The following is a 26,188-nucleotide window of genomic DNA, read 5'->3' on the forward strand; positions in this document are numbered from 1 at the left end:
TCCTCTTTGCCTGTTTTGCCTGCTCCATATCGCCGAATGGCGGGTCAGGGAAGCGGGTTCCCGGCGCGGAGACCAAGGATTGCCACAATGCTGCAATGCTGTTCAGGGCGCGTTCACAGACCTTGCACTTCCATGTGAGCGCCGACCTCCAGTCGAGAAGGACAACAACGATGGCGCGAATTTGGTGGGCATTGCTCGTTGGTCTATCGCTGGCGTCGTTCCCCGCGCATGCACAGGAGCAGGAAAAGCGGCTCGCGCTCGTCGTCGGCAATGGCGCCTACCGAGCCGGCGAATTGCAGACCGCCGCCAACGATGCCGGCCTGATCGCGCAGACCTTGCAGGCCGCCGGGTTCGACGTGATCGGCGCGCGCGACCTCGACGGTGAGACGCTGCGCAAATCGTTCCGCGATTTCGTCCAGAAGGTGCAGGAGGCCGGACCGAATACGGTCGCTTTCGTCTATCTCGCCGGCTACGGCGTGCAGCTCACCGGCGAGAACTATTTCGTGCCGGTTGATGCCAAGATCGCGCGCGACATCGATGTGCCGGTCGAGGCGATCCGCATCTCCGACTACAGCCGTCAGCTCGCGGCGCTGCCGCTCAAGGCGGGCGTGATCGTGCTCGATGCGGCGCGCAGCAATCCGTTTGCGAAAGAAGGCCAGCCGCTGGCCGGCGGTCTTGCGCTGGTCGATCCCGATCCAAAGCTTTTGATCGCGTTCAATTCCGCACCCGGCACGGTCGCGCCCGACGGCGCGCCGCCCTACGGACCCTATGCGCAGGCGCTGGCGGAGATGATCCGCACCGGCGGTCTCTCCTTGCCCGAAGTGTTCGACCGCGTCCGCCTGCGCGTCAACGAGATGACCAAGGGCGCGCAGATCCCGTGGGATGCGCAGAAGATCGATGCGCCCTTCGTGTTCTTCGAGCGCCAGCCGGATGCGCCGCCACAGCAGGTCGACGCCGGGCTGCGCACCAAACCGATCCGCGATTTCTCGGCGCAGGACGCCTATGCCGCGGCGCTCGAGCGCGACACGCTGCAGGGCTACGAGGAATATCTGCAGGCCTATCCGAATGATCCGCTCGCCAAGCGCGTGCGCGCCATCGTGGCGGCGCGGCGCGAGGCCATCACCTGGCGGCGCACCTATTCCGCCGACACGCCGGACGCCTATTGGTCCTATCTGAAGCGCTATCCGCGCGGGCCGCATTCGGCCGACGCGCGGCGCCGGCTCGCTTATCTCTCGGCCGCGCTGGAGCCGCCGCCGCAATTCGCGGCGCTCGACTACGACGTGCCGCCACCGCCGCCGGATGAAATCGAATATGTCGACCGTCCGGCGCTCTATTATGGCGATCCGGTGTTCGCCTTTGCGCCGCCACCGCCGTCGCCGGTGTTCTTCCTGCCGCCACCGCCCGCGGACTTCGTGGTCCTGCCGCCACCGCCGCCGCCGGACGATCTGTACGTGCTGCCGACGCCGCTGTTCGTGGCAATTCCGGCGTACATCGCCGCGCCGCGCTATGTCGTGCCGCCGCCGAACAACATCGTGTTCAACAACATTCACAACACGACCGTGATCAACACGGTGATCAACAACCGCAACCCGACGCCGGCGCAGCTTAGCGCCGCGGGAGTGCGGCCGCCGATCCCGGGCGGCAGGATATCGGCAGCGCCGTCGCTGCCGCCCGCCGCCTTGCAACGCGCCAATTTGACGCCGCAGGGCACACCGCAAGGCGGTCAGGCCGGCCCTGGTGGACGGCCCGGAGCTTTGCCGGGGACCGTGCCGAACGCGGCCGTTGCGCCCAACGCGCCCGCTGCACCTGGCGTCCACACCCTGCCGGGCGGCAGGAACGCACCGCCGCTGCCGCAGAGCGCGACCGCACCGCCCAACGCGCCGCAACCGGGCGCCCGGCCGAATGCGCTGCCGTCCGGCAGGCCGCCGGCGGCGGCGATGGCGCCGCCCAGTGCGCAACCGGCGCCCGGCGGCAGACCGGCGATCCTCCCCGGTCCGAACGCGCCGCCGGCTGCCGGCAGACCGCCGGTGCGGCCACCGGTCGCGCATGCCGTTGCACCGCCGCCGAGTGCGGTGAGGCCTCCGGTGACTGCTCCGGCGCCGGCGATCCGCGCGGCGCCCGCAAGACCGGCGCCGGTCGTGCGGCCGGCACCGCATGCCGCCGTCGCTCCGCCGGCGGTTGCACGCGTCGCGCCACCGCCGCCGCGCATGGCCGCCCCGCCGCCGCCGCGAATGGCCGCGCCGCCGCCACCGCGTGCGGCAGCGCTGCCGCCGCGCCCCGCGCCGGTCGCGCCGGTCGTTCGTGCCGCGCCAGCGCCGGCGATGCAGGCGCAGCGCGCCGCGCCACCGCCGCGAATGGCAGCGCCGCCACCGCGGCCCGCCGCACCGGCGGCCCGGCCGCATCCGTGTCCTCCCGCAGCGTGTGGGCGCTAACGCATGATCCGGAAAAGTGTGAAACGGTTTTCCGGAAAGATCATGCTCAAACAAGGAGCTAAAGCGCGATGATGATTCAACCCAATCTCATCGCGCTTTAGTCGTCGGAGACGGCGAGTCTTAGCTCGCTCTCGACGCGAGGTCGGCGATCGCCTTCATCACCGCGTTGCGGATGCCGGGGTCGTAGAGGATGTGGCCGGCGCCATCGACGATGCGGACCTCGCTGCCCGGCCAGCGCGCGGCGAGCGCATGCGAGGTCGCGGGCGGGCAGAGCAAATCGTAGCGGCCCTGCACCAGAATGCCGGGAATGCCGGCGAGCTTGCCGGCCTCGTCGATCAACTGGTTCGGCCGCATGAAGCAGTCATTGCCGAAATAATGCGCTTCCATGTACGGGGTCGACGGCAGCGCGCCTGACGTCTTCTGCAAATCGAGCCGCGTCTGTTTCGGCGTATGCTCCGACAGCGCGCGCTCGGTGTCGTGCCAGGCCCGCGCGGCCGGCGCGTTCACGTCGATATTCGGATCGAGGATGCGGCGGTAATAGGCGGCGAGCGGCGCCGCACGCTCGTTCTCGGGCAGGAATTTCAAAAAGTCCTGGTAAAGCGCGGGATAGAACCGCGGCAGCGTATGCAGGAAGGCGCCGTCCAGTTCCTCGCGCGTGCCGAGGAAGGTGGCGCGCAGTACGAGGCCGCTGACGCGTTTGGGATGCGCCTGCGCATATGCAAGAGCTAACGTCGCGCCCCAGGAGCCGCCGACCACCATCCAGCGCGCAAAGCCGAATCGCTCGCGGATCTTCTCCATGTCGGCGATCAGATGCGCCGTGGTGTTGTGGGCGCGGCTGCCTTTCGGCCGGCTGCGGCCGCAGCCGCGCTGGTCGAACAGCACGGCGTGGAAGCGTTCCGGATCGAACAGCCGGCGATGGTCCGGCTGGCAGCCGCTGCCGGGCCCGCCATGCAGATAGACCGCGGCAATGCCGCCTTCGCCGCCGATGCTCTCGACATGGACATCGTGCCCGTCGCCGACATCGAGCAGTTCCGACGTCAGCGGGGCAAACGGATCGGCGCGCTTGGCGAGCTTGCCGGCGTCGGCGTCAGGCGCCATTTCGGTTGTCCTGGCGATTGTCCCGGGATTCTTCCGTTTCCAGCGTGCCGCCGGCAAAATTGCGATACAGGAAGCGGTTCTGGCTGGCCGCGGACTCCCGCTCGGCCTGCTTGAAGATCTCCTCATGCCGCGGCGACAGCGCGCAGGCCGGATCGGTGTTGCCGGCATCGCCGGTCAGCGCAAAGGCCTGGCAGCGGCAGCCGCCGTAATCGACCTCGCGGAATTCGCAAGACTTGCACGGCTCCGGCATCCAGCCGGTGCCGCGATAGCGGTTGAAAGCTTCCGAGTTCTGCCAGATCCAGGCGATCGAATGGTTCGAGCGCACCGATTCGAATTCCAGTCCGGTGATGCTTTCGGCGGCATGGCACGGCAGCACCTTGCCGGCCGGCGAGATGTTGAAGAACTGGCGGCCCCAGCCGCCCATGCACTTCTTCGGCCGCAGCGCGTAGTAGTCGGGGACGACGTAATCGATCGCCAGCGTGCCCTTCAGCCGCGCCTGCGCCTCCTCGACGATGCGGCTGGTCTCCTCGATCTGCGCGATGGTCGGCATCAGCGCGGCGCGGTTCTTCAGCGCCCAGCCGTAATACTGCACATTGGCGACCTCGAGCCGGTCGGCGTCGAGATCGACCGCCATCTGGATGATGTCGGGGAGTTGATGCAGGTTCTGCCGGTGCATCACCGCGTTCACCGTGAGCGGCATTTCAAGCTCGCGCGTCCATTTCGCGACTTCGAGCTTCTTCCGGTGCGCGTCCTTCAACCCGGCGACGCGGTCGGCAACGGCCGGCTCGTTGCCCTGAAAGCTGATCTGCACATGGCTGAGGCCGGCATCCGCCAGCGCCGCGAGCTTGTCTTTGGTCAGCAGCACCGCCGAGGTGATCAGATTGGAATACAGCCCGACATCGCTGGCATGCTGCACCAGCTCGACGATGTCCTTGCGCGCGGTCGGCTCGCCGCCGGAAAAATGGATCTGCAGCACGCCGAGCTCGGCGAGCTCGCTCAGCACCTTCTTCCATTCCCCAGTGGTGAGCTCGGTCGAGCCGCGGTCGAGCTCGACCGGGTTGGAGCAGTAAGGGCATTGCAGCGGGCAGCGGTGCGTGATCTCGAGCAGAACCGCGAGCGGGATGCCGTAGGTCTCGGCCGCCGAGCGGCGGCTCTCCAGCACGGCGAGCCCGTCGCTCGGGCCTGGCGGTGTCTTGTTGTCGGCGAGCGTGTCACTCATGCTGTGCTCTCGCGCGCTTCGGTGAGAAAGCCCTTGTCGGCCAGGTCCTGCAGCATCGCGACCACGTCAATTGCGATCGCCTCGCGCGGCGCTGCGTATTTTTCCGCAAGCATGTCGACCATGTCAGCCACGCTGCGCACGCCGTCGCAGAGCTGCAGCACCTCGACCGCGATCTCGTCCGGCGCCAGCACGCGCTCCGGCGCCAGGATCACCCAAACCTGCCGCGTCTCGTCGAATTTCAGCTTGGCATGGCGCGGCAGTTTTGGCCGGCTGGTCTCGCTGACGCTGATGTTGCGGCTCGCCATGTGTCGTTCCTAGCTCGTCTTCGGCACGAAGGCGCCGGGCGGAATGTGGCCGTCGACATAGGCGTGATACAGCGCGTCGAGCTGCACCCACAGCACGTTGGTCTTGAAGATCAGCGCGTTGCAGACCGCCTCGCGCTCGGCCGGCGTTCTGGCGTGCTGCTTGACGTAGTCGAGCGCAAAGCCGGCATCGCGCGGCGCCTGGGTCAGGCGGCGGCTGAAATAGCTCATGATGTCGGGATTGACGAAGTCGTAGTGCTTCAGCATCCCCGAGATGCGTTCCTCGTGCAGGTTCGGCGCGAACAGTTCAGTGAGCGAGGAGGCGATCGCCTCCAGCGGCGTGCGGTCGCGGCAGAAATGCACGTAAGCTTCGACCGCAAAGCGCGTCGCCGGCAAAATGCCTTCAGTGGATTCCACATAGGCGGTGTCGAGGCCGAGGCCCTCGGTCAGCTTGAGCCAGCGCTCGATGCCGCCCTCGGTGCCGAGATCGCCGTCATGATCCTCGATGCGGTGGCGCCATTCGACGCGGGTGTTGCGATCGCGGAAGCGCGAGATCACCATCGCGTCCTTCAGCGGGATCGTGCTCTGGTAGTAATAGCGGTTCAGCGCCCAGGCCTGCACCTGGCCCTTGTTGAGCTTGCCGCCGTGCAGCAGGCGGTGGAACGGGTGCAGGCTGTGATAGCGCGTCGCGCCGATGGTGCGCAGCGTCGCTTCCATCTCCTCGGCTGAATCGAGCGTGATGCCCTTGCCGATCGAGAGCGCCGTCATCCCATTGGTAGGCACCACATTCACAGCACGATCTCCGTTCCGTCGGAGGGAATCTGCCAGCCCGCCTGTTCTGCCGCCTTGCGCTCGGCCGAGGTCCCAAGCAGCGCCGGGTTGGAGTTGTTGATATGCAAAAACACTTTTCGTCCGATGTCGAGACCGGCGAGGCCTTCGATCGCGCCGTGCTCGCCCGACATCGAAATATGTCCCATACTCTGGCCGGTCTTGTTGCCGAGCCCGGCCGCCGCCAGTTCGTCGTCACGCCACACCGTGCCGTCGAAGAACACCAGCGGCGCACCCTTGATCCGCGCCTTCAGATCGTCGGTCACCCGCGCGCAGGCCGCCAGGAAGTAGAAATATTTGCCGCTGGCCTTGTCCGCAATACGCAGGCCCAGCGTATCGCCGACGCCGTCGCGGCCTGCCGGATGTGCGGTGCCCTCGAGATACCAGGCGCCCTTGCCGGGAACCTCGAACGGCAGCACCTCGAGCCCGGACGGCGATCCGTCGGGCAGGGCAGGTTCAAAGGCCTGATCGACCGCGATCGGCTGGCGCTTGACGTTCTTCTCGTTCAGCACGTTGAAGACGCTGTTGGAGCGCAGGATCGCCAGCACCCGCTCATGCGCATAGATCGAAAACGGCGAACCCTCGCGCATCGACAACAGCCCCGCGACCGCATCGATCTCGCCATTGGTGAGGATCACGCCCGCGATCGGCGTGTGGCGCAGCGCGCCGGCCTTTGGATGCAATTGCGCCGTTGCGATCAATTGCTGGCGCAGATCGGGCGAGGCGTTGACCAGGAACCAGTGCGCGCCGTCGCCGCTGAATGCGATCGAGGCTTGCGTGCTCTGCAGTTCCGGATGGTCGCTTCGTGCCGCCCTGCAATTCGGGCAACCGCAGTTCCACTGCGGAACGCCGCCACCTGCTGCGGCACCCAGGACGACGACACGAAGCATGATCCGTCTCCCGGAGAATCAGAGCCCAAGCGAGTCAGAGCCCAGAAACGTTACGAGGTGGAGCCCGGGTCTGAGCTGCACTCCCTTGCTCGGGAGCGCGCGCCACGCCCGGACGTCCACCTGCGCTAAACGCTAAACGTGTAGAGGGCGCTGCCGCTTACTTGCGGGTGGCGCACATATACATATTGATTTCCATGCCGACCGACACTTCGACGATCTTCGGTGCTTTCCAGGCCATTTGGCTCTCCTTATTGCGACCGGACGACTTCCGCCCTGCGGACTAAAGTACTGCCGTCAAAAAAGTTCGCCACCTAAATTTTTTGCAAGGTTGCCTTGCCCGGTGCATGCTGCGTTGCGGCATGCAAATTCCCCCCGCTCACGTCATTGTGCGCGCCTTTGCCTCAAAAGCCCGTGGCATCAGACGTTTTTCCTGTTGTTCGCCATACGGTGAATGGTGATCTTGGGTTAAGGAGGGTCCTCCCAAGGTCCTGGTGACGATCTCGCGCCTTCGGCGACGAGGAGCGCATAACTGAAGCCGAGTTCAGCCCGATGCCACGCTATTTCTTCAACACCCGTATCGGCGACGAGCTGATTTCCGACCCTGACGGCGAGATTCTGCGGGATCCCGACCGCGCCTGGGAAATGGCGCGGGCGATGATCCGCGAGCTGCTCAAGACCGAGGGCGCCGACGGCGCCCTGCTCAGCGCGGTCATCGAGGTGACCGACGACGACGGCGAGATCGTGCTGGAGTTTCCGTTCACGGAGGCGATCCTCGACCGCCCGGACCGCTCGATCACCCGGCATTGACGCGCGCCGAAGTTGCAGCGCGGCCCGAATGTGCTGGCGCACGCTCAATATTCGGTACGTTTCCGGTTGCATTTGTCCGGACAAATTCGCAAGACTATCAAACTCCGGAAAGCCGCCGGCGCCGGCATCGGTGCCAAGGAAGACGGCTTCCGTTCAGGGGAGAACAGCATGATCCGTTATTCGTTCGCGCCGCGCAGCCTGTTGCTGGCGGGCGCTTTCTTTGGTGCATTCACGCTCGGTGCTGCGGCGCAGCAGCCCGCCAGCCCGCCCGCTGCAGGCGCCGCACCGGCCGCGCAGCCGCTGCCGCCGGGATCGCCGCTGATCGGGCGTCCGGACAATGAGGCCGCCGCCAAGCTCGCCCCGGTTGCGCCGCCGCCGCTGCCGGCCGCGCCCGACAAGCTGCCGCTCGCCAAGCTCAAGGTGCCGGCCGGCTTCAATGTCGAGGTCTATGCCGCCGGCATGGCCAATGCGCGCTCGCTCGCGCTCAGCGACAAGGGCACGGTGTTCGTCGGCAGCCGCCTCGTCGACAAAGTCTATGCTATCGTCAACAAGGACGGCAAACGCTCGGTCAAGGTGGTCGCCTCGGGGCTCTACCGGCCGAACGGCGTCGCCTTCAAGGACGGCACGCTCTACATCGCCGAACTGTCGAAGGTCTCCAAGATCGACAACATCGATGACGTGCTGGACAACCCGCCGAAGCCGACCTTGATCTATGACAAGCTGCCGAAGGACGAGGCCCATGGCTGGAAGTTCATCGCCATCGGTCCCGACAACAAGCTCTACGTCCCGGTCGGCCAGCCCGGCAACGTCGTGCTGCATGACGACGCCCACGGCCAGATCCGCCGCATGAATCTCGACGGCTCAGGCGCCGAGGTCTATGCGCTCGGCGTCCGCAACACCGTCGGCTTCGACTGGAATCCCGAGACCAAGCAGATGTACTTCACCGACAACGGCCGCGACTGGCTGTCGGAGACGGTGCCGGAGGACGAGCTCAACCGCGTCACCAAGGCCGGCGAGCATTTCGGCGCGCCCTATTGCCTGCAGGGCAATATCATCGACCAGGAGCTTGGCTGGGGCAAGGACTGCAAGGACTACACCGCGCCGGTCGGGCTGATGGGCCCGCACACCGCGGCGCTCGGCATGCGCTTCTACACCGGAAGCCAGTTCCCGAAGAGCTACAAGAACGCGATCTTCGTCGCGCGCCACGGCTCCTGGAACAAGTCGAAGAAGCAGGGCGGCGACGTCGTCGTGGTCAAGCTGAACAAGGACGGTACCGTGAAGTCGATGGAGCCGTTCATGACCGGCTTCCTCGAGGACAACAAGTATATCGGCCGCCCGGTCGATGTGATGCTGCTCAAGGACGGCTCGATGCTGGTCTCCGACGACTGGAACGGCGCGGTCTACCGCGTCAGCTACGGCAAGCCGAAGGTCGCGAACCAGTAACAACCATCAACGTCATTCCGGGGCGATGCGCAGCATCGAACCCGGAATCTCGAGATTCCGGGTCTGGCGCTTGCGCACCAGCCCGGAATGACGGAATTTTCAGGAGCGTCCAATGCGTAATCCAATCATCCCCGCGCTCCTGCTTGCATTAACCTCCTTCCCATCCAATGCCGAAACCATCCAGGAGCGTGCCGTCGCGTGCCTTGCCTGTCACGGCGAGCGCGGCACGTCGGAGACCGAGAACACGCCCTCGCTCGGCGGCCAGCAGGCGCCCTATGGGCTGATCCAGCTGTTCATGTTCCGCGAGAAGCTGCGGGTGTTCGAGCCGATGAACGAGATGGCAAAGCCGCTCACCGACGACGATCTGCGCGCCTTCTCCGACTTCATCGCCACGCTGCCGAAGCCTGCGCCGCCGGCGGACGCCGGCGACCCCGCGCGGATGGCCAAGGGCCAGGCGCTGGCGCAGCAGAACCGCTGCAACACCTGCCACAACACCGATTATTCGGGCAAAGAGAACGTTCCGCGCATCGCCAACCAGCGCGAGGACTACCTCGCCAAGACGCTCGCCGAATACAAGGACAACACCCGCCACGGCTACGACGCCACCATGGCCGACGTGATGCAGCCGGTCGCTAAGGAGCAGATCGCCGATCTCGCCTATTACATCGCGCATGTCCGCTGACCTGTCCGGGCCGCTGGCCATGTGCTCCGTGCGGCGCTAAAACGCCTCCGTCACACGGAGTGCGTTATGCAGGATCTTTGGCGTCTGTCGGCGGCCGAGCTCGCCGGTCTCATCAAATCGAAGAAGGTTTCGGCGAAGGAGGCGGCAGAGGCGGGGCTGGCCCGGCTCGATGCGGTCAATCCGAAGATCAATGCGGTGGTCGATCACCGCCCGGACGACGTGCTGGCGCAGGCCGCGGCGGTCGATGCGGCGATTGCGCGCGGCGAGGAGGTCGGGCCGCTCGCCGGCGTGCCCGTCACCATCAAGGTCAATGTCGACCAGGAGGGCTATGCCACCACCAACGGGCTGAAGGCGCAGCGCGACGTCATCGCCAAGGTGGACAACCCGGTGGTCGCCAATCTGCGCAAGGCCGGCGCGGTGCTGCTCGGCCGCACCAACTGCCCGGCGGTGTCCTATCGCTGGTTCACCACCAATCTCATTCACGGCGACACCAAGAACCCGCGCGATCCCGGCATCACGCCGGGCGGCTCGTCGGGCGGCGCGGGCTCAGCGGTCGCGGCCGGCATCGGCCATATCGCCCACGGCACCGATATCGCCGGCTCGATCCGCTATCCGGCCTATGCCTGCGGCGTGCACGGCCTGCGGCCGAGCATGGGCCGCATCCCGGCGTTCAATGCGGCATTGCCGGAGCGTCCGATCGGCCCGCAGATCAGCGCGGTCTCCGGCCCGCTGGCGCGCACGGTGAACGACCTGCGCATCTCGCTGGCGGCAATGGCGGCGCCGGATTATCGCGATCCCTGGTACGCGCCGGTGCCGCTGGTGGGGCCGCCGCGCGAGAAGCGCGTCGCGATGTGCCTCAATCCCGGCGGCCTCAACCCGGTCTCCGACGTGGTCGCTGCAGTGGCTGACGCCGGCAAACGGCTGCAAGCGGCCGGTTGGACCGTCGAGGAGATCGACGATACGCCGTCGTTGCGTGAGGCCGCCGAAATCCAGACCCGGCTCTGGCTCGGCGACGGCTACGAGGCCCAGCTCGCCTTTGCCGAGCGCGAGGGCGATCCCGGCGCGCTTGCCTGCCTGCGCGGCGTGCGCGCAAGAGTGCATCCGTTCGACCTGTCGCAGGCGCTGGCCCGCCGTGCGACGCTGACCCGCGAATGGTTCGGCTTCTTCGAAAAATATCCGGTACTGCTGATGCCGGTGTCAGGCGAATTGCCATTCCCCGATCATCTCGACCGCAAGGACGAGGCGTCGTTCGCGCGGGTCTGGCATGCGCAACTGCCGCAGATTGCAATCCCCTTCATGGGGCTTCCGGGCCTTGTCGTCTCCACCGGCCTTGTCGGACGGATTCCCGTCGGCGTGCAGCTCGTGGCGGGCCGCTATCGCGAAGATCTCTGCCTGGCTGCGGGCGAAGCAGTGGAAGCGGGCGGCACGCCGTCCGCGCCAATCGATCCGGTGACCTGAGATGCCGACGGTCTACGATTTCAGTGCAAAGTCGCTCGCGGGCGAGGACATATCGCTGCAGCGCTTCGAGAACCAGGTGCTGCTGATCGTCAACACCGCGAGCGCCTGTGGCTTCACCCCGCAATACAAGGGCCTGCAGGAGCTGTACGCCGATCTGTCGCCGCGCGGCTTTGCCGTGCTCGGCTTTCCCTGCAACCAGTTCGGCGCGCAGGAGCCGGGCGATGCGAAACAGATCGCGGAGTTCTGCGAGACCAAATACGCCGTGACGTTTCCGATGTTCGCCAAGATCGACGTCAACGGCAGCAACGCGCATCCATTGTACGAACACCTGAAGCGTGAGAAGTCGAGCCTGCTCGGACCCTCGATCAAATGGAATTTCACCAAGTTCCTGGTCGACCGGTCCGGCAAGGTGGTGGCGCGGCATGCGCCGACCGCCAGGCCCGAAGGATTGAGGAAGGAAATCGAGGCGTTGCTATGAGCGAGAACGACGACACCACCAACCGGCCACTGCCGGACCGCCTCTCGGTCGATCCGAACAGCCCGTTCTACAACGCGGAGGTCCTGTCGCGCGACGTCGGCATCCGCTTCAAGGGCGTCGAGAAGACCAATGTCGAGGAATACTGCGTCAGCGAAGGCTGGGTGCGCGTCACCGCCGGCAATGCCAAGGACCGCCACGGCAATCCCCTGACCATCAAGGTGCACGGCCCGGTCGAGCCGTATTTCAGGGATAAGAAGTAGCACCGTCATTCCGGGATGGTGCGCAAGCACCAGACCCGGAATCTCGAGATTCTCAGGTGCGCAATTGCGCACCATAGTTCGATGCTGCGCATCGCCCCGGAATGACGTGCCTAACAACCCCGAGAGTATTTCCCATGTCCGTCCGCATCGTCGACGTCCGCGAGGTCACCAAGCCGATCTCCTCGCCGATCCGCAACGCCTATATCGACTTCAGCAAGATGACCTCGAGCCTGGTCGCCGTGGTCACCGACGTCGTGCGCGACGGCAAGCGGGTGGTCGGCTACGGCTTCAATTCCAACGGCCGCTACGGCCAGGGCGGGCTGATCCGCGAGCGCTTCGCGCCGCGCCTCCTGGAGGCCGATCCGAAATCGCTGCTCGATGCCGGCGGCGACAATCTCGATCCCGACAAGGTCTGGGCGACCTTGATGTCGAACGAGAAGCCCGGCGGTCATGGCGAGCGTTCGGTCGCGGTCGGCACCATCGACATGGCGGTGTGGGATGCGGTGGCGAAGATCGCCGGCAAGCCGCTGTTCCGGCTGCTGGCCGAGCGGCACGGCCTCACCGCCGATCCGCGCGTCTTCGTCTATGCCGCCGGCGGCTACTATTATCCGGGCAAGGATCTCGGCGCGCTGCGCAAGGAGATGCGCGGCTATCTCGACCGCGGCTACAACGTCGTGAAGATGAAGATCGGCGGCGCGCCGCTCGCCGAAGACCGCGAGCGCATCGAGGCGGTGCTGAAGGAGATCGGCAAGGATGCGCAGCTCGCGGTCGATGCCAATGGCCGCTTCGACCTGGAGGCCGCGATCGCCTACGCCAGGATGCTGCGGGAGTATCCGCTGTTCTGGTACGAGGAGGCCGGCGATCCGCTCGACTATGCGCTGCAGGCCGCGCTCGCCGAGTTCTATCCGGGGCCGATGGCGACCGGTGAAAACCTGTTCAGCCATCAGGACGCGCGCAACCTGATCCGCTACGGCGGCATGCGCCCCGACCGCGACTGGCTGCAATTCGACTGCGCGCTGTCCTACGGGCTCTGCGAATATCTGCGCACCCTGCAGGTACTGAAGACCCACGGCTGGTCGCCGCGGCGCTGCATCCCGCATGGCGGCCACCAGATGTCGCTCAACATCGCCGCCGGCCTCGGCCTCGGCGGCAATGAGAGCTATCCGGACCTGTTCCAGCCCTATGGCGGCTTCCCCGACGGCGTGCGGGTCGAGGGTGGCCACATCGTGATGCCCGACCTGCCGGGCATCGGTTTTGAGGGCAAGTCCGACCTCTATGCGGAGATGAAGGCGCTGGCCGACTAAATGCCGAAAAACAACCCCATGCAAAGTAGCCGGCGGCAGCCGGCGGCACGGCGTAACACGGCGCTTGACACGTCGGGCAACTCACCGGTATTCTTCCATTATTCCGAAACGTGCGCAGCGCCCGTCGCCCCCGGGCAATCGCATTTGGCATTGAGCGCTGTGGGTCAGCGGTCGATCCGGTAGAGCTTTGCGAAATCGCCGTCATAGAGCGGCGACAGCTTGCCGACCTTCGGAACTTCCGGCGGCGGATCGATCAGCAGCACATAGTCGAAGTTGGTGCGCCAATCGACGAGGTAGCGCGCGTACTGGATCGACTCCGCCGAGTACGGCTCATGGGTCAGCACGCTCCAGCCGATCGGCTCGGTCAGCGGGTGGGCGATGCGGTCGAACGGCGGCAGCACGGTCACCGGCTGCTGCGCCGGATCGGCGTACAGCAACGGCCAGAACGCCTTGCGCTCGATCACCAGCAATGCGGGGACCTGCTCGGTCAGCCGATAGATGCCGGGCAGGGCGCGGCGCGCCGGATGCGCCTCCGTCAGTTCACCCGTGTAGCCGGTTGCGGCCATCACGCGCGCGCCGGGCTCGACCTGGGCGATCGCCTTGCGCAAATCGACGAGATCGTGCCGCGCGTCGATCCAGGTCACGGCGAGATCGGCCGACCGAACCACGATCAGGGCCGCGAGCACGGCGCCGAACAACGTCGCCTCGCGCCGCGCGAGCCTCGGCTGCATGCCCGCGAACAGCAGCAGCGCGAACATCAGCGCGACCCGCAGATCGATGAAGGAGCCGCCCTTCAGCCGCAGCGGCGCGGCGATGAAGACGATCACCAGCACGGCCAGCACCAGCGGCAGCCCGGGCGCGAGCGCGATGCGGCGGCGCATGGCGACCAGCGCGACCGTGACGGCGACGGCAGTCACGATGGTCAGTTCCAAATTGGTGGTCATGAACGGGCCGAGCAGCCGCATCACCTTGGAGATCGCGCGCCACGCGCCGAACGTCGTGGCGGTGTCGCCGAACGGGCTGAGCCGGTACAGCACGACCGCGGGCGCCAGCGCGATCAGGATCGGGATCGCCGCCTTGATGACATCGCGCGGGGTGAGGGAGCCCGTCGCGCGGCGTTTCCAGAGCGCGGCGGCTTCTTCGGCGCCGATCAGCAGGAACAGCAGGCCAAGCCCGAAGATGTGGGTGAAGAACGTCGCGACCGCGGCCACCGCGCCGGCCAGCGCCTTCCAGGCGGAACGATCCTGCCGGCGCAACGCCGTCCATGCGGCGGCGCCAACCAGCGCCAGCCCCAGCGACAGCAGGAAATTCATAAAGCCCATCATGAAGGCGGCGTTGTAAGCGACCAACCCCGACGCCAGCGGCCAAAAGGAGCGGCAGCCGAACACGGCGCGATGGTAGATGACGGCGCCGGCCACCGGTGCCAGCAGGCTGAGCGCCAGCAGCATCCGGCCGCCGGTGTGCACATCGGTGATGCGCAGCAAGCCTGCGCCGATCACGTCCATGCCGAGATTGGGCAAAATGGTCCAATGCGGCGCGTACATCTTCGCGAGGATCGGGTCGTCCGGATGCGCCAGGATGAAGAACCGTGCCAGATGATTGGGATAGTCGAGCAGCGGCGGCACATCGATGACGAACAGCGGGGCGACCAGCACGGCCGCGAGCGCCACCGCCGTGCCCCACCACGCCCAGGCCGCGGTGGTGTCGGGAGCAGAAATCCTGGCGAGCGGCGCGTGCATCAGGAGCATGTTCCGGCTGACCCGCCAGCCTGCGGTTAATGGGCGAGAGTTTCGGCTTGGCCCGGACCATAGCCCCGGCTTGGTTGCGGACCTCTTACGGGACGGCCCCCAAGCCCGACGTTTCGCGAACCGCGCCGGAACCGGTCCGGCAGAGCCGGGGCGCTCACCAAAATGTGTGAGCGTTGCTCAAAATATCCTTGAACATTGCTCAAGTTGAATTATACCAATCCTGCGAGCCCGGCTCTTGCCCGTATGGCACGGGAAAGCGAACCCGCGGCACAGGAACCAGTCGCATGCCCTATTCAGCAAAAGACCTACGGGGTGCAGCAGATGCCGGGGTGATCAGCACCGCCGACCTGGACCGGCTGCTCGCCTTCTTGGCGCAGGGTCCCGGGCAGGACGCCGCCGGTGAGGCCAGCCCGGCGGCGAAGTTCGATGCCGCCCATATCCTCTGGTACGCCGGCGCGCTGATCGTGATCGGCGCCATGGGCCTGTTCTCGACCCTGGCCTTCACCCAGATGGGCGGACGCGCGCTCACGATCTGCGCGATCGCCTACGCGGCGGCCTTCAGTTTTGCCGGTCATTACCTTTGGCACCGCAAGAACCTGCGGGTTCCCGGCGGGCTCTTGATCGCGATCGCGGTGTCGATGGCGCCGCTCGCGGTCTACGGCATCCAGGAAGAGCTCGGCTGGTGGGGCACGTTCGGCAAGCCGGGCACGGTGCGCGATTTCTATATCTGGGTGAAGGGCAGCTGGATCTTCATGGAGATCGCGGCCGTCGCCGCCGGCATCGTCGCGCTGCGCTACTATCGCTTCGCCTTCATCGTCGCGATCATCGCCTTCGCGCTCTGGTTCATGTCGATGGACCTCGCGCCGTGGTTCGCCGGCATGGATCACGCCGACTTTGCGACGCGGCGCACGGTGTCGATCTGGTTCGGCCTTGCCGTCCTCGCGGTGGCCTGGTTCGTCGACTATAGCAGCCGCAACGGCGACTTTGCCTTCTGGCTGCATCTGTTCGGCCTGATGGCGTTCTGGGGCGGCATCACCGCCTCCGACGGCGCCACCGAGCTCGGACGGGCGGTCTATTGCCTGCTCAATGTCGGCCTGGTTGCGCTGGCCGTGATCCTGATGCGGCGGGCCTATGCGGTGTTCGGTGCGTTCGGCATCTGCCTCTATCTCGGACATCTCGCCGACGTCGTGTTCAAGGACTCGCTGCTGTTCCCGTTCGCGCTGTCGCTGATCGGCGTGGCCGTGATCGCCGCGGGGCTGGTCTACCATCGCAACGAGCGCGCGATCGCCGCCTGGCTGGCCGCGCATCTCCCCGCGCCGCTGTTGCGGCCGCGGGCCTGATCCCTGACTGTCATGCCCGGGTCAAGCCCGGGCATGACGATGTGGAGAGATGATTTTCGTTGTCCGGCCGTCATTGCGAGCGAAGCGAAGCAATCCATTTATCCGCGTATGCCGATTGGATGGATTGCTTCGTCGCTTGTGCTCCTCGCAATGACGTGGAGAGAGGTTGGTGGCCGCCTACCCCAGCCGCATGTCCAGCAGCCGCCGGCCTTCGCCCTTCAGCAGCTTCTTCACCGCGCTCGAGGCGATCACCTCGCCGTTGTTGGCGTAGGCCTCGTGGTTCTTCTCGATGTCGTCGAGCCGGTAGAGATAGTTGACCATGATGCCGGCGGATTCACGCAGCGCCTTGGCCGAGAGGTCGCCGAGCCAGTTGATCCGCTCCAGCCGCGCGCCGTTGCCGAGATGGAAGCGGGCGACCGAATCGATCAGCCGCCCCTTCGGCGTGCGCGCTTTCAGGAAATAATACGCGGCAAGCGGCTCCAGCACCGCGCGCAGCTGCGCGGTGAGCTCGGCGTTCTCCGGCCAGTCGGACTTGTCGAGGCTTTCCAGGAGCTGGCGGTCGTCCTCGCCGAGCGGCACATCGTCGGCCTGCTTGACCCATTGCATGAAGCCCGGCACCGGCGACAGCGTCACGAAGGTGTCGAGCTTGGGCAGCTCGCGGCGCAGTTCCTCGACCACCTGCTTGATCAGGAAGCTGCCGAACGAAATGCCGCCGAGCCCGCGCTGGGTGTTGGAGATCGAATAGAATACGGCGGTGCGGGCGCGCTCGGCGGCGACCGGCTCGCGCTCCTCGGCGAGCAGCGGCGCGATCGCGCCCGGGATCGCCTCGGTCAGCGCGACCTCGACGAAGATCAGCGGCTCGTCGGCGAGCGCCGGATGGAAGAAGGCGTAGCAGCGGCGGTCGACCGGATCGATGCGGCGGCGCAGGTCGTCCCAGTCGCGGATCTCGTGCACGGCCTCATAGCGGATGATCTTCTCCAGAATATTGGCCGGCGACGACCAGTCTATCCTGCGCAGCACGAGGAATCCCCTGTTGAACCAGGACGAGAGCAGATGCACCACGTCGCGGTCGAGCGCGGCGAGGTCCTTGTTGCCCTTCATCAGTGAAATCAGATCGGATCGCATCGACACCAGTTCGCCGGTGCCGCCCGGCGCGCGATTGAGCCGCCGGATCAGCTCCTGGCGGCGCGGCTCGGACGCAAAATGCAGGTCGCTGGCGTCGTCGCCATTGGCATTGGCGCGCCAGCTCTCGATCGCCTGGGCAAGCCGGGCCTGGTCGGGCCCGAAATTCCTTGCCAGCGACTGGAAGAAGGTGAGGCGGCCGGCGGCATCAAGGTGGTGATAGCGGTCGAGCACCTCGCGCGCCATCGCGGTGCCGGAGGCTTCGCCGCGGCCCGACAGCAGCGCCTCGCACAATTCCACCAGCTCGGAGGCGTCCTGCTTGCCGTTATTGGGATTTGACCGGCCGAGCAGGGTGCGGCCGCGTTCGGAGATGGTCGAGAGCAGATCGGAGAAGAAGGCGTTGGCCATAGGCAGGGCGTATCCGGTGAAGCCGAACCTTACACGGGATTTAAGGCCGGGCGCAGGGGAATCAAGCGCATGGATCGTACGGAAATATGTCGCAGCACGACGACGGTATAATTCGTGATGGTTGCGCTTGACGACGGATAACGTTCACGTTTTCTCCGCGAACGCGGTCGGTGTCTTGCCGGTGACCTGGCGGAACGCATGGGAAAACGCCGGAACGCTGGCATAGCCGAGGTCGGAGGCGACCTGCTTGACCGAGACGTTCGCATCGGTCGAGAGCCGCTCTATCGCGGCGGCGATGCGGGCGCGCTGGCACCAGCTCTTGAACGAGAGCTGCGTCTCCGCCGAGAACAGCCGCGACAGCGTCCGCGCCGAGGTGCCGACCGTGCGCGCCAGCGTCTCGATCTCGTAGTCGCGGGTCGGATCTGCCAGCACGATGTCGGCGGCGCGGCGGCAGCGCGCTTCCTGCGGCAGTGGGATGAAGGTCGCGGAGTCCTCGGCCCGGTGCAGCTCCAGCATCACCAGCCTGACCAGCAGCTCGATCCGTTCGTCGCTGCTCGCTTGGTCGAACAGCGCGAGGATCGCCTGATGGAGCAGCGGCGAGACCCGGACCACGAACTCGTTGTCGAGGCTGTCGCTGCGCTCCTCGCGCGCGAGCCAGGCCGGCTCGAAATACAGCGTGCGCATCTCGATGTCGGCGAGCACGTCGATCGCATGGCCGAGCAGGGCCGGGACCCAGACCGCGCGGTCCGGCGGCACCAGCCAGCGGCCCTTCGGCGTCGTCACCTGCATGGTGCCCTTGGCGGCATAGACCAGCTGCGCCTCGCGGTGCATGTGCGGGTCGAGCCGGACACCCTTTTCATAGGAGCGCGCGACCATGTGCACGCCGTCGCCGGTCATGCGGCGTTGCTCGTACAGGGCCCGGATTGGCGGGTCAGCGATACTCATTGGCGACATCCCGTCAGGACAAGCACCTATAACCTATTTCCGAGCAATTGAAGATTCGAGTGAGAGACGTGCAAGTGAAAGACCTGCAAGTGAAAGCCCTGCAAGTGAAAGACCTGCCCATCAACAGCCCGAGCCGGGTGATCACCTTCGTCAACGGCGCCCATTTCATCGACCATTATTCGATGCTGATCTTCGCCGCCGCGGTCATCATCATGGGCCCGGCGCTCGGCATGGCCTATTCGGAGCTCTTGCCCTATGCGACGCCGGGCTTCATCGCCTTCGGCGCCGGCTCGCTGATCACCGGCTGGCTCGGCGACCGCTGGAGCCGCCGCCACATGATGCTGATCTTCTTCGTCGGCATCGGGCTCTCGATGATCTCGGTCGGCCTGGTGCAGACGCCGCTGCAGCTCGGCGCGGCGCTGCTGGCGATCGGCATCTTCGCCTCGATCTACCATCCGGTCGGCACCGCGATGATCGTGTCCTATGCCGAGAAGCTCGGCGCCGAGATGGGCATCAACGGCGTCTGGGGCAATCTCGGCGTCGCCTCGTCGGCGCTGGTCACCGGCGTGATCGGCCAGTATCTCGGCTGGCGCTGGGCCTTCATCGTGCCCGGCGTAATCACGGTGCTGATCGGCATCGCGTTCGCGATGACGGTGGTGCATGAGGATCGCAAGGGCTCAAAGCAGGCCGCGGCGCAGGCGCGGGTCGCCAAAGAAGACATGTGGCGGGTGGTGCTGTCGCTCTTGATCGTGGTGATCGCGATCTCGACCACCTTCAACGCGGTGACGGTGGCGCTGCCAAAGCTGTTCGCCGAGCGTCTCGCCGATCTGACCAAGAGCCCGGCGCTGCTCGGCGTGATCGCAGCCGGCGTCTACGTGTTCGGCGCGATGACGCAGTACACCATCGGCAAGCTGCTCGACCGGCATTCGCTGAAGGCGGTGGCGCTGCCGCTGTCGTTCATGCTGGCGCCGTTCCTCTATCTGGCGGCGAGCCTGTCCAACCTGCCGCTGATCGTGGTCTCGATCGGCATCGTGATGGGCGCATTCGGCCAGGTCACGGTCAACGACGCCATGGTCGGCAAGTACACCACCGAGGAATGGCGCTCGCGCGCCTATGCGGTGCGCTACTTCGTCGGCTTCACTGCGGCCGGCGCCTCGGTCGGCCTGGTGGCGTGGCTGTACGACCAGGGCGGCTTCAGCATGATGCTGCGTGCCTTCGCGGCGCTGTGCCTGTTGGCGATCGCGGCCGCGATCATCCTGCCGCGCGAAATCAAGGCGCCCGCCGCATAGGCGGGCTGAAGCCCTGACGGTTTGCCGCCACTGAGCTTGTCCGGAGCAGCGCATCGGCGTTTTTGCCGATGCGGCCATGCGGGCTGTTGTCTGTGAGCTCGGTCACTTGTTCCGACCCGGCGGTGTGATACGATCCGACGCGGGCTTCGGGGAGCCGAGGCGCCGGTTGCGCCTCGACATGCCAACTATGGTTTGCGGAGCGGCCGGAGCAATGGGAGAACTGCGCGACTTCAGGTCTGGGAAGTCCACCACGCCGCCTTCCGGCGGCGATATTGGGCCCCGACGGCTTGCCGCGATCGTTGCGGGCGATATCGCCGGCTACAGCCGGCTGATGCAGCTCGACGAGGAAGGCACGCACAAGCGCGTGAAGCGGCTTGAGCGCGATCTCATCGAGCCCACCATCACCGAGCATCACGGCAAGCTGGTCAAGACCACCGGCGACGGCTTCATCGCGATGTTCGACAGTCCGGTCGAGGCCGTCCGCTGCAGCATCGTGATCCAGCAGAACATGGTCGGCCGCAACGCGGCGATGCCGCGGGAATTCTGGATCGAATACCGCCTCGGGGTCAATCTCGGCGACGTCATCATCGAGCCCGACGACATCTATGGCGACGGCGTCAACGTGGCTTCGCGCCTGGAAGGGATCGCGGCGCCGGGCGAGGTCTTCATCTCCGGCGGCATCTACGAGCAGATCAAGCACAAGCTGGTGTGCGGATACGAGTCGCTCGGGGACAAGAAGGTCAAGAACATCACCGATCCGGTCAGGGTGTATCGCGTGCTGCCGGATGCCGCCGCGTTCCAGCGGACGCGCAAGCGCCGCGAGACGATCCTGATCACCTTGCTCGGCCTTGCGATCGCAATCATCGCCGGCGGCGCGCTCTGGTACATGCTGACGCAACAGCGCGGCAAGCCGGCCGACGTGGCGCAAGCGCCACCGTCACCAGCGGCATCGCCAAGCCCGGCTGCAAGCCAAACTCCAGCTCAAGCCCCAAGTCCGGTGCCAAGCGCCACGCCGACCCAGCAGGCGTCGCCTCAAGTCGCGCCGTCCGCGAGCCCCGCGCCCGCTGCGTCCGCGGCGGAGCCCGAGATGGTCTCGCTGCAAGGCGGCAGCTTCTCGATGGGCAGCAATGACGATCCCTCGGAGCGGCCGATTCACAGAGTGACGGTCAAAGCCTTCGCCATGAGCAAATATCCGGTTACTGTGCGCGAATGGAACGCGTGCGCGGCGGCCAAGGCCTGCGGCTTCACGGCGGCCGGCAGGGATGACTCCCCGGTCACCAATGTGAGCTGGAGCGATGCCAAGCAATATGTGACGTGGCTCGCCGAGCGCACTAAAAAGGCCTACCGGCTTCCGAGCGAAGCCGAATGGGAATTTGCAGCACGTGGCGGGACGCAAACCAGATATTGGTGGGGTGACCAGATGCAATCGGGCAACGCCGCCTGCAAGGATTGCGGCGGCGATGCCGGCGCCGAGCAGCCGCTCAAGGTCGGCAGTTTCAGGGCGAATCCGTTCGGCCTCTACGACATGGGCGGCGGGGTCGATCAATGGGTCGAGGATTGCTGGCACCGGAATTACCAGGGCGCGCCCACTGACGGGGCGGTCTGGTCCGGCGGCGACTGCGCCTCCCACGTGATCCGCTCCGGCTCCTGGAAGAATGACGCGCGCTACGTGCGTCCGGCCAATCGCGACAGTTACGACACCAATGTCCGCTATCCGACCCACGGTTTCCGTGTTGCGCTGTCTCCTTGAGTTCCATCCGCATCGCCTGGTTGATGGAGAGGTAATGAAAATCGCATGTTCGATCCTGTTCGCGGCGGCGCTGGCGCTGCTCGCGAGCCCGGCAGAGGCGCAGAACAAGCCGGCGGGAAAAGACGTCAAGCTGTATTTCATCTCGCCGCGCGATGGCGCGACGGTCAGGGGCGCGTTCCTGGTCCGCTTCGGCCTGCGCAACATGGGCGTCACCCATGCCGGCGACGATTACCCGAACAGCGGTCATCACCACCTCTTGATCGACGTCAACGAGCCGCTGAATCCGAACGAGCCGATACCATCGGACAAGTCGCATCAGCACTTCGGCGCGGGGCAGACCGAGACCCGCATCGAGCTGTCGCCCGGCAAGCATACGCTGCAACTGGTGCTGGGTGACGCCAAGCACTTTCCCTTCGATCCGCCGGTCGTCTCCGAGAAGATCACCATCCGGGTCAGGTCGCTCCCTGATCGCCCCTAGCAATGACACGCGCTTGCGCGAACGAGCCGCGCAAGCGTCGTTGCGCGCGTTCTGTTTGATCGTGACCACGATCGTTGGTGTGCGAGATCGGGACGTCGCCCGGTCCGGCGCGTCGATCGCATTCTGTATGCAACACAATGTCGTGCGCGCGGCTCAACACCGCGGCACGGAACGTTGACCATTTTCAGATACACGCTAAGATAGATATACTCGGCAATTTCTATCGATATCATTGCAAATTTATTTCACATGCCGAGCAGCCCGGAGGCATCAGATGTCATCAGGAAAGAAACCGCGTGGATCTGATTTGCTCGCCCAGCGATGGACGAAGCAGGACTTGGCCAGGCTCGTCGACATCGAGCATGACGGCGTCAATCTCGTCGAATTCTTCCCCAAGGGAATCCCGGATCCCGATGGCGGATGGGGGACATGGCATGTCAAACCGGATGCCCTGCTGAAATTCCTGGGAACGTTGCTCAACCACGACAAGATTCCCGGCGTCTGGGTGTTCCCGAAGGGGCTCCCTCCCGTCATCGAAGGGTTTGACGTCGGATTCCAGGCGGGCTCCGCGCGCGAGCGCTAGCAGTGGGCTTCATCCGGTCCGCAAGGATCGTCCAGATACATCCGACCCGGCGATGCAATCTGCGTTGCTTGCATTGCTATTCGGACTCCTCGCCCGAAGCGAGCGACGAGCTTCCAGCGGAGCTCGTCGCGCGCGTCCTCGGCGAGGCGGCGACGCTCGGCTATGGCGTCGCTTCGGTATCGGGCGGCGAGCCTTTCATGTATCAGCCGCTGCCGCGATTGCTCGCGGCGGCCAAGGCGGCGGGCATGCGCACGCAGCTCGTGTCGAACGGGCTTGCCATCACCCCGTCGCGCCTGAAGGCGGTGACCGGCCTGCTCGATCTGCTCGCCGTCAGCATCGACGGCGTGCCTGACGATCACGACCGGATGCGCGCGCAGGCCGGTGCGTTCCGCCGGCTCGGCGATCGTCTTGCACTGGTGCGCGACAGCGGCATCCCGCTCGGCCTCGTCTTCACGCTGACGATGTGGAACGTGCACCAGATCGAATGGGCGGTCGAGTTCGCGCTCGCCAGCGGCGCGGGGCTGCTGCAGATTCATCCGCTCGAAGCCTCCGGCCGGGCAATCGGTCTCGCCGACGATGTTCCGGACGAGATCGAGGCCTCCGCCGCGCTGGTGGAATGCCTGCGGCTGCAGCGTGCCGTCGGTTGCCGGCTCACGATCCAGGTCGACGTCGCCACCTCGGGCGGGCTGCGCCAGATCATGGCTTGCGCGGATCAGCATACGCCGCCGCGCATCAGCGACATCGTCTCGCCGCTGGTGATCGAGCCGGACGGGATGTGCGTGCCGCTCGAATACGGCTTTCCGCGCGACTACGCGCTCGGCAATGTCAGAGAGGCGAGCCTGCACGATCTCGCCGGAAGCTGGATGGAGCGCGTGCTGCCGTCGTTCGCCTCGGGCATGGCGCGGATGGATGCACGGCTCGCCGAGATGGGCGACGGCGTTGTCGTCAACAGCTATGCGCTGGCGCGCGAGGTGCTGGTAGGCGCTGCGCACTGACGGCGTTGCGGGCGCGCGGCTGGGTAAGCTACAAGACACCGGATCATGCAACAGCCGGGCGCAAGACCCGGCGTGGAGGAAGTCCGATGTCGTCTCGACTGCTGCGTCTGGCTGGCCTCGTTTTTGGAGTACTGATGATGGCCGTGCCAGCCCATGCCGATGCCCTGAAAGATGAGATCGCGCCGACCGGCAAGCTCCGGGTCGCGATCGCGATCAGCGCGGCGGGCGGCGCGTTCTGGTCGACCAAAACCGAGAGCGGCTATGCCGGTGTTCCCGTCGAGCTCGGCCGTGAGATGGCAGCGCAGCTCGGCGTTCCCGTCGAGTACGTCGTGCACCAGAATTCCGGCCAGATCACCGACGCGGCGGCGAAGAACAGCTGGGACGTCACCTTCCTGCCCAAGGACCCGGAGCGCGAAACCAAAATGACGTTCGGGCCGATCTACGAGGTCGCCGACGCCACCTACATCGTCAAGCCGGGCTCGACGATCACGAATTTTGCGACGCTGGACCAGGACGGCGTCAAGGTCGCCGCGGTCAACAACACGACGACCATGCGCGGCGCCATCGCGCATCTCAAGCACGCCAAGGTGACGGGCTATCAGACCTATGACGAGATCTTTAACCTCTTGAAGAACGGCGAGGTCGACGCCTTCGCACTGTCGCGCGACCAGCTCCATGCCATGGCGAAGAAGATCCCGGGCACCAGGGTGCTGGACGAAACCTTCAAGCAGACCGTCACCGCGGTCGCGGTGCCGCTCAACCATCCGCTCGCCGCCGCCTTCGCCGCCAAGTTCATGACGGACGTCACCAGCAACGGCACGCTGCGCAAGGCCTACGACAACAACGGCCTGAGGGATTCTCCGATCAGGACGGGCGCGAAGTAGGCGCATCGAGCAGCATGCCGGACGCGCTGGCGCTCTGTCCCCGTCATCCTGAGGTGCGAGCCTCTTCGGCGAGCCTCGAAGGATGAATCGGCCCGGCTGGTGGCCGATTCATCCTTCGAGGCTCGCCCAGCGGCGCAAATTGCGCCGCAAGGCTCGCACCTCAGGATGACGGGGAGAGAGACAGCGAACGCCAGTGGGCGACATCTGTGCATGCTGCATAAATAGGCGGCAGCACGCTGGCCGCATCCTCAAGGCGTCCGAAAAGCCGTTGGTTTCAAAGGGTTTTTGAGGCCGCCGCCCGCGCCGCGCTTGGCATATCGATTGCTTTGACTGCATCAGTCAATGACGACTGCCGTCCTCCGGATTGCCGAAGCCAACGCTGGCCGAGGTAAAGGGACGCTTGCGCGCCTCGTTTGGGCGCGCCGAGCAGTCAGACATCCACGACAGCTTGTCTTGTCCCCGCCGTGATCGGCGTCGCTCCGGGCCAAAACCCCGGCACCGGCGCTCCGATGCCGGCACACGTCCCCGGATCGACGCGCATTTCAACCAGCCCGCGCCGCGGCTGCATGGCAGCCGGCGCGATCCGATTGCTCAAGGGGACTTTACGCTATGGCCTATCTCGCACCTTCCGAGTTCGTCACCAAGATGGTGGACGCCGGCGAATCCAAGATCTTCATGTCGACGCGCGACACCGTGATCCGCGCTTACATGGCCGGCGCGATCCTCGCGCTCGCGGCCTGGTTCGCCGTGACGATCAACGTCAACACGGGCCAGCCGCTGGTCGGCGCGCTGCTGTTTCCGGTCGGCTTCGTCATGCTCTATCTGCTGGGCTTCGATCTCCTGACCGGCGTGTTCGTGCTGTCGCCGCTCGCGCTGGTCGACAAGCGGCCGGGCGTCACGCTTGGCGGCGTGCTGCGCAACTGGGGCCTCGTCTTCATCGGCAACTTCGCCGGGGCGCTGACGGTCGCGTTCATGATGGCCTTCGTGACGACGTTCGGCTTCACGCAGGAGCCCGACAAGGTCGGCATGACCATCGGAAACATCGGCGAGGGCCGCACGCTGGGTTATGCTGCGCACGGCGCGGCCGGCATGGCGACGCTGTTCATCCGCGGCATGCTCTGCAACTGGATGGTCTCCACTGGCGTCGTCGGCGCCATGATCTCCACCACGGTCCCCGGCAAGGTGATCGCGATGTGGATGCCGATCCTCGTGTTCTTCTACATGGTGTTCGAGCATTCGGTGGTGAACATGTTCCTGTTCCCGTCCGGCTTGATGCTGCATGCGAAGTTCTCGATCCTGGACTACCTGATCTGGAACGAAATTCCGACCGTGCTGGGCAACCTCGCCGGCGGCCTCGCCTTCACCGGGCTCACGCTCTACACGACGCATGTGAAGACGGCGCGGAGCCGGGCGCGCCTCGCGGCTTGATCCGGTAGAATTGATGG

25 protein-coding genes are annotated in these 26,188 nt (G+C 65.8%); 16 read left to right on the top strand and 9 right to left on the bottom strand.

Annotated features, from left to right (window positions below; translation table 11 throughout):
• Window positions 1-170 precede the first annotated feature (170 nt).
• Window positions 171-2,432 (top strand): caspase family protein, encoded by a 2,262-nt coding sequence (locus CI41S_RS36790; protein WP_139863944.1) that lies wholly within the window; start codon window positions 171-173, stop codon window positions 2,430-2,432.
• Between the two features lie 120 nt (window positions 2,433-2,552).
• Here the strand turns inward: CI41S_RS36790 and pip are convergent, their stop codons facing one another.
• From pip to pqqA, 6 genes are all read right to left on the bottom strand, one after another.
• The gene (gene pip / locus CI41S_RS36795) at window positions 2,553-3,530 is read right to left on the bottom strand and encodes a prolyl aminopeptidase (protein ID WP_139863945.1); all 978 of its coding nucleotides are present in this window, start codon (window positions 3,528-3,530) and stop codon (window positions 2,553-2,555) included.
• A complete protein-coding gene (pqqE, locus tag CI41S_RS36800) occupies window positions 3,520-4,749 on the bottom strand; it encodes a pyrroloquinoline quinone biosynthesis protein PqqE (protein ID WP_139863946.1) in 1,230 nt (409 codons plus the stop codon). Before pqqE ends, pip begins: the two co-directional genes overlap by 11 nt.
• On the bottom strand, window positions 4,746-5,054 hold the full coding sequence (gene pqqD, locus CI41S_RS36805) for a pyrroloquinoline quinone biosynthesis peptide chaperone PqqD (protein WP_139863947.1): 309 nt from the start codon (window positions 5,052-5,054) through the stop codon (window positions 4,746-4,748). The genes pqqE and pqqD overlap by 4 nt, the downstream gene beginning before the upstream one ends.
• Window positions 5,055-5,063: 9 nt before the next feature.
• Window positions 5,064-5,819: a pyrroloquinoline-quinone synthase PqqC gene (gene pqqC, locus CI41S_RS36810; RefSeq protein WP_139863992.1), complete on the bottom strand. Its 756-nt coding sequence runs from the start codon at window positions 5,817-5,819 to the stop codon at window positions 5,064-5,066.
• 20 nt (window positions 5,820-5,839) lie between these two features.
• On the bottom strand, window positions 5,840-6,769 hold the full coding sequence (pqqB, locus tag CI41S_RS36815; RefSeq protein ID WP_139863948.1) for a pyrroloquinoline quinone biosynthesis protein PqqB: 930 nt from the start codon (window positions 6,767-6,769) through the stop codon (window positions 5,840-5,842).
• Window positions 6,770-6,926: 157 nt separating this feature from the next.
• On the bottom strand, window positions 6,927-7,007 hold the full coding sequence (gene pqqA, locus CI41S_RS36820) for a pyrroloquinoline quinone precursor peptide PqqA (protein ID WP_035635412.1): 81 nt from the start codon (window positions 7,005-7,007) through the stop codon (window positions 6,927-6,929).
• Between the two features lie 311 nt (window positions 7,008-7,318).
• On the opposite strand from pqqA, the gene CI41S_RS36825 reads away from it, so the two are divergent.
• From CI41S_RS36825 to CI41S_RS36860, 7 genes are all read left to right on the top strand, one after another.
• Complete coding sequence (locus tag CI41S_RS36825; protein ID WP_139485965.1) at window positions 7,319-7,576, top strand: DUF6894 family protein; 258 nt, start codon at window positions 7,319-7,321, stop codon at window positions 7,574-7,576.
• Between the two features lie 168 nt (window positions 7,577-7,744).
• On the top strand, window positions 7,745-9,019 hold the full coding sequence (locus tag CI41S_RS36830) for a PQQ-dependent sugar dehydrogenase (RefSeq protein WP_139863949.1): 1,275 nt from the start codon (window positions 7,745-7,747) through the stop codon (window positions 9,017-9,019).
• Between the two features lie 112 nt (window positions 9,020-9,131).
• Entirely contained in the window at window positions 9,132-9,701 is a 570-nt protein-coding gene (locus tag CI41S_RS36835; protein ID WP_139863950.1) for a c-type cytochrome, read from the top strand.
• A 66-nt stretch (window positions 9,702-9,767) separates the two neighbouring features.
• Window positions 9,768-11,159 carry an amidase family protein gene (locus CI41S_RS36840; protein ID WP_139863951.1) on the top strand — a complete coding sequence of 464 codons (1,392 nt, stop codon included), beginning with the start codon at window positions 9,768-9,770 and terminating at the stop codon, window positions 11,157-11,159.
• 1 nt (window position 11,160) lies between these two features.
• On the top strand, window positions 11,161-11,637 hold the full coding sequence (locus CI41S_RS36845; RefSeq protein WP_139863952.1) for a glutathione peroxidase: 477 nt from the start codon (window positions 11,161-11,163) through the stop codon (window positions 11,635-11,637).
• Window positions 11,634-11,897: a DUF3297 family protein gene (locus CI41S_RS36850; protein WP_139863953.1), complete on the top strand. Its 264-nt coding sequence runs from the start codon at window positions 11,634-11,636 to the stop codon at window positions 11,895-11,897. Before CI41S_RS36845 ends, CI41S_RS36850 begins: the two co-directional genes overlap by 4 nt.
• Window positions 11,898-12,031: 134 nt before the next feature.
• Entirely contained in the window at window positions 12,032-13,201 is a 1,170-nt protein-coding gene (locus tag CI41S_RS36860; protein WP_139863954.1) for a mandelate racemase/muconate lactonizing enzyme family protein, read from the top strand.
• Window positions 13,202-13,365: 164 nt separating this feature from the next.
• Here CI41S_RS36860 and CI41S_RS36865 read toward each other — a convergent pair whose 3' ends face one another.
• Entirely contained in the window at window positions 13,366-14,949 is a 1,584-nt protein-coding gene (locus CI41S_RS36865; protein ID WP_244626800.1) for a hypothetical protein, read from the bottom strand.
• A 284-nt stretch (window positions 14,950-15,233) separates the two neighbouring features.
• On the opposite strand from CI41S_RS36865, the gene CI41S_RS36870 reads away from it, so the two are divergent.
• A complete protein-coding gene (locus CI41S_RS36870) occupies window positions 15,234-16,289 on the top strand; it encodes a hypothetical protein (protein WP_139863955.1) in 1,056 nt (351 codons plus the stop codon).
• Between the two features lie 177 nt (window positions 16,290-16,466).
• Here the strand turns inward: CI41S_RS36870 and CI41S_RS36875 are convergent, their stop codons facing one another.
• Window positions 16,467-17,819 (bottom strand): malonyl-CoA decarboxylase, encoded by a 1,353-nt coding sequence (locus tag CI41S_RS36875; protein ID WP_139863956.1) that lies wholly within the window; start codon window positions 17,817-17,819, stop codon window positions 16,467-16,469.
• A gap of 144 nt (window positions 17,820-17,963) precedes the next feature.
• Window positions 17,964-18,764 carry an AraC family transcriptional regulator gene (locus CI41S_RS36880; protein WP_244626801.1) on the bottom strand — a complete coding sequence of 267 codons (801 nt, stop codon included), beginning with the start codon at window positions 18,762-18,764 and terminating at the stop codon, window positions 17,964-17,966.
• 119 nt (window positions 18,765-18,883) lie between these two features.
• Between CI41S_RS36880 and CI41S_RS36885 the strand changes: the two genes are divergently transcribed.
• The 7 genes from CI41S_RS36885 (at window position 18,884) to CI41S_RS36915 (ending at window position 26,171) form a co-directional block, all read left to right on the top strand.
• Window positions 18,884-20,053 (top strand): MFS transporter, encoded by a 1,170-nt coding sequence (locus tag CI41S_RS36885; RefSeq protein ID WP_139863994.1) that lies wholly within the window; start codon window positions 18,884-18,886, stop codon window positions 20,051-20,053.
• A 211-nt stretch (window positions 20,054-20,264) separates the two neighbouring features.
• Entirely contained in the window at window positions 20,265-21,803 is a 1,539-nt protein-coding gene (locus CI41S_RS36890) for an SUMF1/EgtB/PvdO family nonheme iron enzyme (RefSeq protein WP_139863958.1), read from the top strand.
• A gap of 34 nt (window positions 21,804-21,837) precedes the next feature.
• Window positions 21,838-22,281 (top strand): DUF4399 domain-containing protein, encoded by a 444-nt coding sequence (locus tag CI41S_RS36895; protein ID WP_139485977.1) that lies wholly within the window; start codon window positions 21,838-21,840, stop codon window positions 22,279-22,281.
• Between the two features lie 274 nt (window positions 22,282-22,555).
• Window positions 22,556-22,864 (top strand): hypothetical protein, encoded by a 309-nt coding sequence (locus tag CI41S_RS36900; RefSeq protein ID WP_139485978.1) that lies wholly within the window; start codon window positions 22,556-22,558, stop codon window positions 22,862-22,864.
• 2 nt (window positions 22,865-22,866) lie between these two features.
• A complete protein-coding gene (locus CI41S_RS36905; protein ID WP_283813177.1) occupies window positions 22,867-23,859 on the top strand; it encodes a radical SAM/SPASM domain-containing protein in 993 nt (330 codons plus the stop codon).
• A gap of 137 nt (window positions 23,860-23,996) precedes the next feature.
• Complete coding sequence (locus CI41S_RS36910; protein WP_139863960.1) at window positions 23,997-24,743, top strand: transporter substrate-binding domain-containing protein; 747 nt, start codon at window positions 23,997-23,999, stop codon at window positions 24,741-24,743.
• A gap of 609 nt (window positions 24,744-25,352) precedes the next feature.
• Complete coding sequence (locus tag CI41S_RS36915; RefSeq protein WP_139863961.1) at window positions 25,353-26,171, top strand: formate/nitrite transporter family protein; 819 nt, start codon at window positions 25,353-25,355, stop codon at window positions 26,169-26,171.
• Window positions 26,172-26,188: the final 17 nt, after the last annotated feature.

It is taken from the genome of Bradyrhizobium ivorense (assembly GCF_900696085.1).
GTDB lineage: Bacteria > Pseudomonadota > Alphaproteobacteria > Rhizobiales > Xanthobacteraceae > Bradyrhizobium > Bradyrhizobium ivorense.